11 protein-coding genes, 1 tRNA gene and 1 other RNA gene are annotated in these 12978 nt (G+C 49.7%); 1 reads left to right on the top strand and 12 read right to left on the bottom strand.

Annotated features, from left to right (window positions below; all coding sequences use genetic code 11):
• Nucleotides 1–12: 12 nt before the first annotated feature.
• From bcsQ to FH968_RS07585, 11 genes are all read right to left on the bottom strand, one after another.
• The gene (gene bcsQ / locus FH968_RS07635) at nt 13–816 is read right to left on the bottom strand and encodes a cellulose biosynthesis protein BcsQ (protein ID WP_139878543.1); all 804 of its coding nucleotides are present in this window, start codon (nt 814–816) and stop codon (nt 13–15) included.
• A complete protein-coding gene (bcsO, locus tag FH968_RS07630; protein ID WP_139878542.1) occupies nt 807–1385 on the bottom strand; it encodes a cellulose biosynthesis protein BcsO in 579 nt (192 codons plus the stop codon). Before bcsO ends, bcsQ begins: the two co-directional genes overlap by 10 nt.
• Nucleotides 1386–1972: 587 nt before the next feature.
• Entirely contained in the window at nt 1973–2977 is a 1005-nt protein-coding gene (gene dppF / locus FH968_RS07625; protein ID WP_139878541.1) for a dipeptide ABC transporter ATP-binding subunit DppF, read from the bottom strand.
• Nucleotides 2974–3957, bottom strand: a complete 984-nt coding sequence (gene dppD, locus FH968_RS07620; RefSeq protein ID WP_139878540.1) for a dipeptide ABC transporter ATP-binding protein — start codon at nt 3955–3957, stop codon at nt 2974–2976. The genes dppF and dppD overlap by 4 nt, the downstream gene beginning before the upstream one ends.
• Before the next feature lie 11 nt (nt 3958–3968).
• Nucleotides 3969–4871 carry a dipeptide ABC transporter permease DppC gene (gene dppC / locus FH968_RS07615; protein ID WP_139878539.1) on the bottom strand — a complete coding sequence of 301 codons (903 nt, stop codon included), beginning with the start codon at nt 4869–4871 and terminating at the stop codon, nt 3969–3971.
• A gap of 9 nt (nt 4872–4880) precedes the next feature.
• The gene (gene dppB / locus FH968_RS07610; protein WP_139878538.1) at nt 4881–5900 is read right to left on the bottom strand and encodes a dipeptide ABC transporter permease DppB; all 1020 of its coding nucleotides are present in this window, start codon (nt 5898–5900) and stop codon (nt 4881–4883) included.
• Between the two features lie 110 nt (nt 5901–6010).
• Entirely contained in the window at nt 6011–7618 is a 1608-nt protein-coding gene (gene dppA / locus FH968_RS07605) for a dipeptide ABC transporter periplasmic-binding protein DppA (RefSeq protein ID WP_139878537.1), read from the bottom strand.
• 699 nt (nt 7619–8317) lie between these two features.
• Nucleotides 8318–8452: non-coding RNA, RtT sRNA (locus FH968_RS07600), on the bottom strand.
• 34 nt (nt 8453–8486) lie between these two features.
• Nucleotides 8487–8563, bottom strand: a tRNA-Pro gene (locus tag FH968_RS07595).
• 100 nt (nt 8564–8663) lie between these two features.
• A complete protein-coding gene (gene eptB / locus FH968_RS07590; protein WP_139878536.1) occupies nt 8664–10346 on the bottom strand; it encodes a kdo(2)-lipid A phosphoethanolamine 7''-transferase in 1683 nt (560 codons plus the stop codon).
• A gap of 221 nt (nt 10347–10567) precedes the next feature.
• Nucleotides 10568–10996, bottom strand: a complete 429-nt coding sequence (locus FH968_RS07585; RefSeq protein WP_139878534.1) for an organic hydroperoxide resistance protein — start codon at nt 10994–10996, stop codon at nt 10568–10570.
• 86 nt (nt 10997–11082) lie between these two features.
• On the opposite strand from FH968_RS07585, the gene FH968_RS07580 reads away from it, so the two are divergent.
• The gene (locus FH968_RS07580) at nt 11083–11667 is read left to right on the top strand and encodes an HD domain-containing protein (RefSeq protein WP_139878532.1); all 585 of its coding nucleotides are present in this window, start codon (nt 11083–11085) and stop codon (nt 11665–11667) included.
• On the opposite strand, the gene FH968_RS07575 is transcribed toward FH968_RS07580, so the two are convergent.
• Nucleotides 11658–12860 carry an MFS transporter gene (locus tag FH968_RS07575; RefSeq protein ID WP_139878530.1) on the bottom strand — a complete coding sequence of 401 codons (1203 nt, stop codon included), beginning with the start codon at nt 12858–12860 and terminating at the stop codon, nt 11658–11660. The two genes, FH968_RS07580 and FH968_RS07575, sit on opposite strands and share 10 nt — an antisense overlap.
• Nucleotides 12861–12978 lie beyond the last annotated feature (118 nt).

Here is a 12978-nt window from a genome sequence, read left to right as displayed (position 1 = left end):
CCTGGCTGATTGTCAGAAATTTGAAGTTCTCAAGGCAGTATGTACCGCACCATCACCCACTTTTATGTCGAGAAGAGCCGCAACTCGCTTGCTAATAAGCTCAATATCAAAAGCGGCAGCGGACGCTGGGCTGAAATCGAATATTGATTGCTGAGAGGCGTTGGCTTCAGCCACACTTTCATCGCGGTTAATAATGCCGAGTAGACGATCACCAAGACGTTGCTGCATAAACGCCGTAACGTCGCGGCTAATATGACGGCGATTATCGCTTTGGTTGAGAACAAAATAATATCCCGCTTTATTGTTTAGCGGCTCGCCAATCAGGCGATGGTTTTCAATATGTGGCAACAGCGAAAGCGAAGCGGTATCCGCCAGCATAGTCACCAAATGCAAATCAGCCAGGCGTGAAACCGCTTTAAGCGCAGGGTTTGGCCCTGGAGGAAAATCGGCGATGATAATAAGCCCGGGATAATTCAGTAACGTACTTAATCCACGCATCAGGAAATGACTGTCGTTCGTCAAACGCTGCTCAAACTCAAGTCGCTGCTCTTCGGTGACATCGCCATACGGCAGCACAAACATATTGCTACCGGCGGTCAAAACCGACTGGCTCCAGTCCGCGGATTCAATGGCTTTTGCCACATAACCGCGACCATCAGACAACGGAACGCCAAAATGCAGACGCAGCGCATTTTGCACATCAAAATCGATCGCCAGCACTTTGCTGCCAGCACGAGCCAACGCATACGCCAGATTGGCGGTAACCGTGGTTTTCCCAACTCCGCCTTTTGGCGAGCAAACACACACTAACGGCATGATGCAATCATCTCCAGCAACGGTTGCAGCGGCAAGTCTTTGGCGGGATGACTCCGCACCGTATTCCCTTTGGCTGCGAACAGTTTGTCAAAACGCACGGGCTCAGCAGTTACCGGTGCAGGTGCCTGCGGCGCTGCAATTGCAGCAGGTTTCACGACTTCTTTAATGGGTTCTGCCGCCGCAGTTAGCGGTGCAAGTTGCTCAAACAACGTCGCTGCTGTGGATTTATTTTGCTCGGGCTGGAAAACCTCGGTTCTGGCTTGCGGCATTGCGCTGCTAAGGCTATCCAGAATGGAACCTTGTGACACAGCGTTATTAATCGGCTGTGCGACCAGCGGCTTGAAGTGGCTGGTATCAAACTCATCAGCTTTAGCGGCCTGTGGCGCTGGCACTGAAATACTTCCAGCCTGAGAAAACACAGATTCCTCGCCATCAGTATTCATTAACTGTTTGATGATCGCCCAGTTACTCGCATTTGACTGCTGATTTTGCGCCGACATATCCTTGAATTCGATAGCGCCTGTGCGCGTCTTATCCTTGAAGCGCTGCAAATCATCATAGTTTTTCATTACAATACTCATGATTTATAAGACATTTAAATTGAATGCATGAATACACTTAAAACATATACCAATACTATTAGAAAGGTTTAGCTGATCATTATTTTGGATTATTGACATCATGGAACGTTATTAATTGCGATGAGTAATTATCCCGTGTTTTATTATTTTTTTCGGGAAAATGTGCTGGATTTCAAGCCAATATATAGGCACCAGAGGTTCTACCTCCATCTTTTTTTCTTATTTATGCCTATCTAAGCATGAAGACGATTTGGTTTGTGATTAAGCGCTATTTAATACTAATTCATTAAAGGTAGCAGACTTTTTTTGTGATGACACACTCATAATAAGTATTTATTGGCTCTTGATATTTCGCCTGAGAAATTAACAATTAAACCAAGGAGTGAATATCACAATGGACAGTACGGGGAAATAAGTAACGTCGATTTAATAAAGGTATCCTTGATATATATACAGGTATTGTATGTGGGTAATTTAAGTGTGAATTATAGTGACAGGTAGACGTGCGCGAAATGACAAGATAAACATGGATAGCCCTTATCTCCTCCCCTGGAAGAAGATAAGGGCGCTTTGAACTACCGAATTTCTACGTTCTCATCCTGGTCAACAGCGAAACACGCCACCAGTTGACCACCGTACTCTTTCAGCTGCGGTTGCAACTGGGTACATGGCCCGAAACGGCGGCGGCAACGCGCGTTAAACGCACAGCCCGGAGGCGGATTGAGTGGACTTGGCAGTTCGCCTGTCAGCTTAATACGCTCGCGGCGCTCATCCGGGTTCAGACGAGGTGTTGCTGAAAGCAACGCCTGAGTATACGGGTGGCGCGGGTTAGAGAAGATCTGGTCTTTCGTGCCCTTCTCAACACAGCGGCCCAAATACATCACCATCACTTCGTCGGCAATGTGTTCTACCACGGATAAATCATGGGAAATGAACACGTACGATAGCCCCATTTCCTGCTGCAAATCCATCATCAGGTTCAGTACTTGCGCACGTACAGAAACGTCGAGTGCCGAAACCGGCTCATCGGCGATCACCACATCTGGGTCTAGCATCAGACCACGAGCGATAGCAATACGCTGACGCTGGCCGCCAGAAAACATGTGCGGATAGCGGTCATAATGTTCGGTTTTCAGGCCAACTTTCGCCATCATCGCCAGAGATTTTTCACGACGTTCAGCTTTGCTTAGGTTGGTATTGATTTGCAGTGGCTCTTCAAGAATTTGCCCCACTTTCTTACGTGGATTTAAGGAGCCGTACGGGTTCTGGAAGACTATTTGGATTTTCTGGCGACGCAGTTTTTCCGATGTTTCATCAGGCTTGAGCAGATCCTGTCCCTGGTAGTAAAGCTCCCCACCCGTTGGGATTTCGATCATCGTCAGCAAACGGCCCAGTGTGGATTTACCACAACCGGATTCGCCTACCACCGCCAACGTTTTACCGCGCTCAAGGTCAAATGAAACCCCATCCAGTGCTTTCACCAGGCGTTCCTGGCCGAAAAAGCCTTTCTTCACCGGGTAGTGTTTTTTCAGGTCGATGGCCTGCAACAGAGGTTGCGCAGTGGCCTTATCGGTACTCATAGCGTTGGCCTCCCGGCATCATCGAGCGGGAAGTGGCATTTGGACTGACGTCCGTTATCCACCATGTTCAGTTCTGGTTCTTCGCTGCGGCATTTGTCTGTCGCATACGGGCAGCGCGGGTTGAGTAAGCAGCCGGTCGGGCGGTCGTACTTACCCGGCACCACACCAGGCAATGAGGCCAGTCGCGCTTTATCCTGCGCAAACTCAGGCAATGCACGTAGCAGTGCCTGGGTGTATGGGTGGCGCGGAGCACGGAAAATGTCGTGCGAGTTACCCGTTTCTACCACTTGCCCTGCGTACATCACGATGATTTTGTGTGCCGCTTCGGCAACCAATGCAAGGTCATGGGTGATAAGAATCAGCGCCATGTTCTCTTTTTGCTGAAGTTCCAGTAACAGCTCAATGATTTGCGCCTGGATGGTCACATCCAGTGCGGTGGTCGGTTCATCGGCAATCAGTAGCTTAGGACGACAGGCAATCGCCATTGCGATCATCACACGCTGGCTCATACCGCCGGAAAGCTGATGCGGATAAACGTCCAGACGCGAAGCTGCATCGGGAATGCCCACCAGGTTCAGCAGGTCGATTGCACGCTGGACACGAGTTTTCTTGTTGCCGCCCTGATGCACCTTGATGGCTTCCATAATCTGGAAACCCACGGTGTAGCATGGGTTGAGGCTGGTCATCGGGTCCTGGAAGATCATTGCCACTTCAGCACCAACCAGGTTACGACGTTCTTTCTCAGAAATTTTCTGGAGATCCTGGCCGTTAAACTCGAGTTTTTCTGCCATTACGCGGCCTGGGTAATCAATCAGTCCCATTATTGCCAGCGAGCTAACCGATTTACCGGAACCTGATTCCCCTACGATACCAACAACTTCACCTTGATTTACGCTGTAACTAATACGGTCTACGGCACGGAATGATGCCTTTTCGTCGCCGAAATGCACCGATAATTTATCTACATTCAATAACGCCATCTCGTGCCTCTCTACTGCTTGAGTTTAGGATCGAGCGCGTCACGCAGCCCGTCACCCATCAGGTTAAATGCCAGCACCGTCAGCAGGATTGCGACACCCGGGAAGGTGACAACCCACCAGGCACTTTGTGCGAACTGCAACACGTCGGCGAGCATAGTGCCCCACTCTGGTGTTGGCGGTTGCGCACCCATGCCGAGGAAGCCGAGGGCGGCCATATCGAGAATGGCGTTAGAGAAGCCAAGAGAAGCCTGCACGATAAGCGGTGCCAGGCAATTTGGTAAAATGTTGATGAACATCTGGCGCATCGAACTCGCACCCGCAACGCGCGAGGCGGTTACATAGTCGCGGTTCACTTCCACCAGCACCGCACCGCGCGTCAGTCGCACATAATGCGGCAGCGCAACGAAGGTCAAAGCGAGCGAGGCGTTAACTATCGACGGGCCGAATACCGCCACCAGCACTAAAGCCAACAACAGGCTTGGTAGCGCTAGCATGATGTCAACGATTCGCATGATGATATTGTCGATAAGGCCACCGAAGTAGCCCGCGACCAGGCCGAGTACCACGCCCATAATCAGCGACAATACAACTACCAGGCAGCCAACCAGCAGCGACAGGCGCGCACCGTACATCAGGCGAGCCATAATATCGCGGCCTACGTCATCAGTACCGAGCAGGAACTGCCAGCTACCGCCTTCCTGCCAGACCGGTGGGTTCAGCAACGAGTCGCGGAACTGTTCTGCCGGGCCGTGAGGAGCCAGTACGTTGGCAAATATTGCGATAAGAACCATGGCGGTGACATACACCAGGCCAACTACCGCCCCTTTATTACGTTTGAAGTAGTGCCAGAATTCCTGGAACGGCGTCATTGGAACTGGCGCCATCACTACTTTATTTTCAGTTACTTGCGTCATGATAAGCCCTTATTTCTTATGGCGTATACGCGGGTTCACCACGCCGTACAGTAAGTCGACTATCAGGTTAACGAGGATAATCATCGTCGCCACCAACAATACGCCGCCCTGTACTACCGGGTAGTCACGACGTTGCAATGCATCAATCAACCAGCGGCCAAGACCCGGCCAGGAGAAGATAGTTTCTGTCAGGATGGCACCTGCCAGTAAAGTACCGACCTGCAAACCGATAACGGTGACAACCGGCAGCATAGCGTTACGCAAGGCGTGAACCACGATAACGCGCATACGGGTCAGGCCCTTGGCGCGAGCGGTACGGATATAATCTTCACCGAGCACTTCAAGCATTGCTGAGCGGGTCATACGCACGATGACCGCCAACGGAATGGTGCCGAGCACCACGGCTGGCAACACCATATGCGCCACGGCATCAATGAAGTCGCCCGGCTCGCCCCAAATAGCAGTGTCTATCAGCATGAAGCCGGTGAGCGGTAAGGTGTCATCGAGGAATACTGTATCGCTGATGCGCCCCGAAACAGGGGTGAGGTTCCAGTAGACGGAAACCAGCATGATTAGCATCATACCCCACCAGAAAATAGGCATTGAATAGCCTGTCAGCGCGATGCCCACAGCGGTATGGTCAAATATAGAACCGCGTTTAACAGCGGCCAAAACGCCAACCGGAATACCCACGGCAACGGCAAACATCATTGCGCAGACACCGAGTTCCATGGTCGCTTTAAAGCGCGGTACGAACTCGTCCCACACAGGGAGACGGCTTTTTAACGAAATGCCCAGGTCGCCATGCATCACACCCCATACATAATGGACGTATTGCTGCCATAACGGTTTGTCGAGGCCAAGCTCAGCCAACAACTGAGCATGACGTTCAGGAGAGATACCCCGCTCGCCAACCATAATCATCACCGGGTCACCGGGGATCATATGGACGAAAGCGAAGGTAAGAAGGGTAATACCGATAAACGTGGGGATAACTAATCCCAGACGTCGGAGGATGAACTGCAACATAACCCGGATTCTCTGTAGTGACTGAAAGCCTCGCAGCCTTCAGTCTGTATTGCTCACAAATCTTTCACCCTCTCCTCATTGAGGAGAGGGAATAAAGCACGCTACTTTTATTATTCGACAGACACGTTCTCAAAGTGGTGTTTACCCAATGGGTCAACCACGTAACCTTTCACTTCTTTGCGCACTGGCTCATAAACGGTGGAGTGAGCAACGATCAGCGCCGGAGCCTGGTCATGCATCACTACCTGAGCTTGTTTGTACAGTTCGATACGTTTGTTGTGATCGTCTGTAGCGCGCGCAGGTTGGATCAAGTCTTCAAACGGTTTGTAACACCAGCGAGAGTAGTTGGAACCGTCTTTTGCTGCCGCACAACTAAACAGGGTAGCGAAGAAGTTATCCGGGTCCCCATTGTCGCCAGTCCAGCCCATCATCACAGCCTGGTGTTCGCCTGCTTTGGCGCGCTTCAGATACTCGCCCCACTCATAGGTTACGATTTTGGCGGTCACACCGACTTTCGCCCAGTCAGCCTGAATCATCTCAGCCATGCGGCGAGCATTCGGGTTGTACGGACGTTGTACTGGCATTGCCCACAGATCAACGGTGAAGCCGTCTGCGTGGCCTGATTCTTTCAGCAGCGCTTTCGCTTTCTCAGGATCGTAGGTGTAATCCTTCACGTCATCGTTGTAGCCCCACATGGTTGGTGGGATCAGGTTTTTAGCCGCAGTGCCAGCACCCTGATAAACCGCTTTGATGATCGCTTCTTTGTTCACCGCATAAGTCAGCGCCTGACGCACTTTCACGTCATCAAACGGTTTCTTCTCGGTGTTGAAGGACAGGTAACCCACGTTCAGGCCAGCCTGTTCCATCAGGTTGATGCTCTTATCTTGCTTCATACGAGCGATGTCAGCCGGATTTGGATACGGCATAACCTGGCACTCGTTTTTCTGCAATTTGGCGTAACGCACAGAGGCATCAGGCGTGATGGAGAAGACCAGGCGGTCGATCTGTGGCTTGGTGCCCCAGTAGCCCGGGAACGCTTTGTACAGAATGCGTGAGTCTTTCTGGTATTGCAGCAGCTGGAACGGACCGGTACCGATTGGGTTCAGGTCAGTTTTTTCCGGCGTACCGGCTTTCATCATGTTGTCTGCGTATTCTTTCGACAGAATGGAAGCGAAGTCCATCGCAAGGTCAGCAAGGAATGGAGATTCCGGGCGAGCCAACACGAATTGAACGGTGTTGTCGTCCACTTTCTTAATGTCAGTGATCAGATCAGACAAGCCCATTCCTTCAAAGTATTCGTAGCTGCCGCCAGAAACTTTGTGGTACGGGTTATCTTTGTTTTTTTGACGATCGAATGAGAACACTACGTCATCAGCGTTGAGGTCGCGTGTTGGTTTGAAATCTTTATTGTCCTGCCACTTCACACCTGAACGAAGGTGGAAGGTATAGGTTTTACCGTCAGCGCTGACTTCCCACTTCTCAGCCAAACCAGGGATGATTTCAGTGGTACCGGTTTTGAACTCGACAAGGCGGTTATAAATTGGCACTGAGCTGGCGTCGTACGTTGTACCAGAGGTGAACAGCTGAGGGTTAAAACCTTCTGGGGAACCTTCTGAACAATAAACCAAGGTTTTTGCCTGAACGCTCGCTGCTACGGTCAAAGCCACCAGGCTCAGACCAAATTTCAGCATCCCTGACTTCTTCAAGGAAATACTCATTCTTCTGCTCCATTGTGAGATGTGTTGTTTTGTTCCGTTAGACCTTTGTTATATGAATGCGGTCTGTTCGGTATGCCCGGAGGCGATGGTGAGGCCAGGGATTCCATTCGTCAGGCTGGCTGTGTGGTAGTGCGGACTGTCCATAAATTGCCCCTCACGCCCTACAATCTGTCAACAGATGAGTAAAACGTCAATATAGGTAAGGGGGATTTACAACCGAGGTGAGAATCAGTGAACAAAGTGAAAAAAAAGCCTGCCGAGTCATTCCCAGCAGGGAAATTTATGCTATGGCCTTGTTGGTAGAATATTTCACTGCTTAAAAGACAACCTATAGCCGTAATCGGTTGTGCAAATTTTGTAAAATTTATTGCTGAATGATGATTATCTGAACGATAAGTTTTGTGATCTATATCTCTTACAGCGAATCATGCTGGTATGAAACATAAGCAACCGCGCATTAATCCACGATTTTCCATAACAAAATACGATGGAAAATATCACAAAATCGGCAACATAAGGTCGATACAGCGTGCAACGTCCCTGGAGTAAGAGTTTTGATTACCCCACCCAAAATAACTTGTTGTTAATAAATGAGTTAAAATAGAAAAGTTAAATAAAAAACTTATATTACCCATCCACAGAAGATATCGTGGAGTCCAGACGCTAGAAAGCCCGCTAAAAAGCAGGCTTTCTCTAAATTGGTCGGCGAGAGAGGATAACTCGTCACTGCGTGACGTCGCCCTGCGGGTCGTTGCTAAAACAACGCTGTCTCGCTGCGCTCGGCTCGAACCTCCTGCCCCGGAGTTTCTTCATCCTCTACAAACTCTGGACGCAAAAAAGCCCGCTAAAAAGCGGGCTTTCTCTAAATTGGTCGGCGAGAGAGGATTCGAACCTCCGACCCACTGGTCCCAAACCAGTTGCGCTACCAAGCTGCGCTACTCGCCGAATGCGGAGCGCATATTACTGCGCACCGTTTTAGTCGTCAATCCCTGATCCTAAAAATCGCGTTCGTTTGATTCAATTTCAAGCATATGTGGCAAAAAAGTTACTTTCCATCCTGCTGCGGCACGTGGCACCAGTTGTTATTCTGGTTAATACCGCCGTCTGGTGACGTGTAACCCAGGCAACCCATGATGGTGTCATACAGCTCAACATGGCGATGCGGCACCTTCATTTTGGCTTGTTCCTGCATATGCGCGAACTCACGAGCACGATCCGGGTTTTCCAGATACTTGTCTGATGCCCAAACCAGCAATGGCACACGGAACTGCTCTGGCGGAGCCATGTTACGTGGTGTTCCGTGCAAATGCTTTTTCTCGTCGATAGATTCGCCGTGGTCAGAGGCATAGAAAATAATTGCCCGCTTGTCACGCAACTGGGAAATCACATCTTCAAGCACCGTATCGGTATAGAGCACTGAGTTATCAAAGGCGTTTATCAACTGATCTTTACTGCACTCTTTATCAATGCTGACGCACTCTGGTGTCCATTTTGCGAAGCTACGCGGATAACGCTGCACATAGGAGAAGTGCGAACCTTTGGTATGCAGAATAATCAGATGTTTACCCTTCGGATGTTCATCCACAGAACGTTTCATCTCTTCAACCAACAACATATCGTCGACTTGCTTGCCACTGTTACGTGGCTCGGCAGCGATTTGCTCACGATAAGAGAAGTTATCGGCCATGGTATTACCGTAGAACCATACTTCACTTTGCATCGCAAAAAGTTCAGAGCTAAAGCCAAGCTGCTTGAGCACTGCAAAAACGTTCTGCTCTTTTAGAGTACGCTGCGGGTTTTCGGCCGCTCCGCCTTCACGCACAAACATACAGCGTAGCGAAAGCTTGGTGGCGGTATCACAAGACTCCCCACGGAACGCGACCAGGTTTTTCTCTTTGGCAAGCTTTGGTGTGGTATCACGGCCATAGCCCAAAATACCCATGTGATCCCAACGTGTGGTTTCGCCAATCACGAACACCACATAGGTATCATCCAGCTCTTTAGGTGCAATATAAGTAAACTTCTTCGCCGGGTTCATCAGCGAGTTGTTATCGGTGGATTCATCCGCCTGCGCCCAGGCAAAAAGGCCTAACGCCGAAACCCAGTTAGATGGCAGGTAGGAGTTAGCCACCACGCCGCCATAGCTTGGCATATCAATAGTGGAGCGTTTCTCGGTGCGATTTTGCTCTTTATCAAGTAAACGCAACGGCGCCCAAACAATCAGCCCCGCTAACAACACAATCGCCACATTTTTGATGCGTTGGCCAGGCGTTTTCAACTGGTTAAGCAACGTATCGCGGGTGTTGCTTCCCCAGATAAGTACCAGCGGAATTGCGCTGACCAGCACCATCCACATTACGAATTGATAGCCAACAATTTCTTTAGAAAGGTCGATATCGGTAGTCATTACCGAGGCAATAATTCCATAGCCAATCACGACATTGAGCAATGTCATGTAGTAACTTGCACCGACGGAACACAACACAATTAATGTCGCGAGAATTCGCCACGCTGTTCGACCCAAAAGCGACAACAAGCGCAATAAAAAGAAAGTGACCAGCACACAAGCCACAACTTCAACAACCATCGAGATAGCTTTCAGGCCGCTAAAGTCCTGAAGAAATCCTTCAAAACGATGATAAAAAACCGAAAGATTTAAAAACAGGCCGATGTATACCGCTAACAGGAAACAAAGTTTCTGTTGGGTCATCGATTTAACGTAATTCATTCAGGATGTCCGAAAAAATAAAGCAAAAAAGAAATGTCATAAGCATCACTCAGACTCTACAAAACATAGAAAATTCTGGGCAATAAAAAAATTGAGTTTGAATCAGGATGATTCTGAGCCATTTTTTGGCGCGGATTAGTAAAGCATAGGGGCAGTAAAAAGTATCGACAAAAAACATGATCTGGCCTGAGGTTTACATAACTCAGACCAGACCGTAACGCTTACACGATAACGTTAAGCGTCACATCAATATTCCCGCGCGTGGCGTTGGAATACGGACATACAACGTGGGCTTTTTGCACCAGCGCTTCGGCTTCGGCTTTATCCATACCAGGTAGATGGATATCGAGTTGTGCTTCAATGCCAAAGCCTGTCGGCAGCGTGCCAATCCCGACCTGGCCTTCAATAAAAGCATCCTGAGGGATTTTCTTTTTCTCGGTTGAAGCGACGTGTTTGAGCGCGCCGAGGAAGCAGGCAGAATAGCCGGCAGCAAACAGTTGTTCTGGGTTAGTGACTTCACCACCTGCACCGCCCATCTCTTTTGGCACACCCAGTTTTACATCCAGCACACCATCAGAGGAGGTTGCACGACCATCACGGCCACCGGTCGCTTTGGCTTTCGCACGGTACAGCACTTTTTCTAAGGACATTGCATTTTCCTTTTGTTGGGGTAGATAACAAAGGATAGACGCCACGACTTGGTTGTGGGAAATATTGGTGATGCGGAGGAGAAATTATGCAGTCTTTAGAAGAACGCGCGCGCCGATATGCAACAAAAGCCCATGCGGCTTGCGATCAACGCCGCAAATATACCTTTGAGCCTTATATCGTCCATCCTGCGGCAGTCGTCGAGCTAGTCAGAAGCGTCTCCCCTATTGAGGAGCTACTCGCGGCGGCATGGCTGCACGATACGGTAGAAGACACTGGCAGTACCTTAATCGATATCCAGGAGCATTTTGGCTCGGAGGTGGCGACACTTGTGGCAATGGTCACCAACCCCGAACAGCCTCCTGGCACCAATCGCATAAGTCGTAAGCGTGCGCATTTTCTGCATACAGCCAATGCAAGCTGTGAAGCACAAACCATAAAACTGGCTGATATCATTGATAACACGCGTGGAATCTTGCACTACGACCCACATTTTGCTCGCGTTTATCTCATTGAAAAACGCATTCAGCTGACAGGCTTACAACGGGGAAATGAAACGTTAAGGACTCAAGCGGAAGGCATTATAGAACGAGGGATTTCACAACTAATGATGCCGCCGTATAACGTCCCGGCGGCATGGTTTGCGGCATTAATGGCTCATTATCAAGCGTGAGCTTCTTGAAGAACTTCTCGTGCTGGCTGGCGAATGGTGGTGGAAATCGCCAGAGACACTATCAACAGCGCGAAGATGACGCAGAAGGTGACGTAAAAACCGCCGAAGATAGAAGCGATAATCGAACCACAGATGCTACCGATACCGAAGCCCAGATAAATCACACCGTAGTTTTTAGTCAGGTTATTCAGACCAAAGAACTCGCTGACCAGTGATGGATAAACGGTGATGGTGCCGCCGAAGTTAAATGCCACACAAGCAATTGCCGCGAAGAAAGTCGCTTCGTTGAGCGGAGCGAACAACAGTGCTGCCATACCAACTAAAGAAATAACCTGACCGATGGTAATGACGCGGATACGAGAAATTTTATCGGACGCAATGCCCAGCACCAGACGGCCGCTGAGGTTAGCAATAGCGATAACAGTGACTGCGTTAGCTGCAGATTCAGCGGTCAAATGTACCAGACCTTGCGCAATATCTTTTGCAACACCAATAACATACAAACCACTCATGCAGGCAGTCAGGAACATGATAGCCAGCATCCAGTACTGCGGTTGGCGCATAGATTCTGCAAGGGAGTAATCTTTTTCCGCCACGCCGTTAACCGTTTTAACTTCCTGCAATGGCGCATCTTTCATTAGCATGGAACCCAGCAGAATCATCACCATCGCCAGGCCACCCCAAATCATAAAGGTGCTTTCAAGGCCGTAAGTTGCCAGTAAATGTGTATCGATGTATTTGAAACCCAGGCTGCCGAGGCCGTATGAACCGATGGCAAACGCGGAAATCAGGCCTTTACGCTCCGGGAACCACTTCACGCAGTTGGACAGAGTCAGCAAGTAACCCGCGCCATCAGCCAGACCCACCAGCACGCCTGCGCTCAGCCATAGCATCAGCAAGCTATTGGAGTGAGCGGTAAGGAAGAAACCAACACCCAACAGCACACCGGCTGCCATCGTGACTTTACGAACACCGAAACGTTCCTGCAATTTACCCGCAACTGAGGAAGATATCGCAAGACCCAGGCTCAATAAACCAAAGGAGAATGCCACCTGGCTGATTGGCTCATCCAGCTTTTGTGACAGTGCACTATTGAACAGACTCCAGGTATAAACAGAACCCAAGGCAAACTGGGTAATGATGGTGCCGATCAGAGTTAACCAGCGAGTACGGTTGTAGGAAGCAGTATTCATGGCAGAGTGTCCGCAAAATTTAAGAGAAATCTTCTGCCATCAAGAGTAACGAAGTGCATTTTATTCCAGGAGAAAACGGCATGAGTTGCACCCATGCCGGCATGAAATGCATCTGAGA

Origin of the sequence: Buttiauxella sp. B2 (assembly GCF_006376615.1) — a bacterium.
Classification (GTDB): Bacteria; Pseudomonadota; Gammaproteobacteria; order Enterobacterales; family Enterobacteriaceae; genus Buttiauxella.
The sequence above is the reverse complement of the archived record's forward strand: the minus strand, read 5'-3'. Positions and strand labels throughout refer to the sequence as shown.

What these genes read in the sequence shown, in the direction of transcription:
- bcsQ (WP_139878543.1), bottom strand. Translation starts at nt 816, where the DNA reads ATGCCGTTAGTGTGTGTTTGCTCGCCAAAAGGCGGAGTTGGGAAAACC.
- bcsO (WP_139878542.1), bottom strand. Translation starts at nt 1,385, where the DNA reads ATGAAAAACTATGATGATTTGCAGCGCTTCAAGGATAAGACGCGCACA.
- dppF (WP_139878541.1), bottom strand. Translation starts at nt 2,977, where the DNA reads ATGAGTACCGATAAGGCCACTGCGCAACCTCTGTTGCAGGCCATCGAC.
- dppD (WP_139878540.1), bottom strand. Translation starts at nt 3,957, where the DNA reads ATGGCGTTATTGAATGTAGATAAATTATCGGTGCATTTCGGCGACGAA.
- dppC (WP_139878539.1), bottom strand. Translation starts at nt 4,871, where the DNA reads ATGACGCAAGTAACTGAAAATAAAGTAGTGATGGCGCCAGTTCCAATG.
- dppB (WP_139878538.1), bottom strand. Translation starts at nt 5,900, where the DNA reads ATGTTGCAGTTCATCCTCCGACGTCTGGGATTAGTTATCCCCACGTTT.
- dppA (WP_139878537.1), bottom strand. Translation starts at nt 7,618, where the DNA reads ATGAGTATTTCCTTGAAGAAGTCAGGGATGCTGAAATTTGGTCTGAGC.
- eptB (WP_139878536.1), bottom strand. Translation starts at nt 10,346, where the DNA reads ATGAATTACGTTAAATCGATGACCCAACAGAAACTTTGTTTCCTGTTA.
- FH968_RS07585 (WP_139878534.1), bottom strand. Translation starts at nt 10,996, where the DNA reads ATGTCCTTAGAAAAAGTGCTGTACCGTGCGAAAGCCAAAGCGACCGGT.
- FH968_RS07580 (WP_139878532.1), top strand. Translation starts at nt 11,083, where the DNA reads ATGCAGTCTTTAGAAGAACGCGCGCGCCGATATGCAACAAAAGCCCAT.
- FH968_RS07575 (WP_139878530.1), bottom strand. Translation starts at nt 12,860, where the DNA reads ATGAATACTGCTTCCTACAACCGTACTCGCTGGTTAACTCTGATCGGC.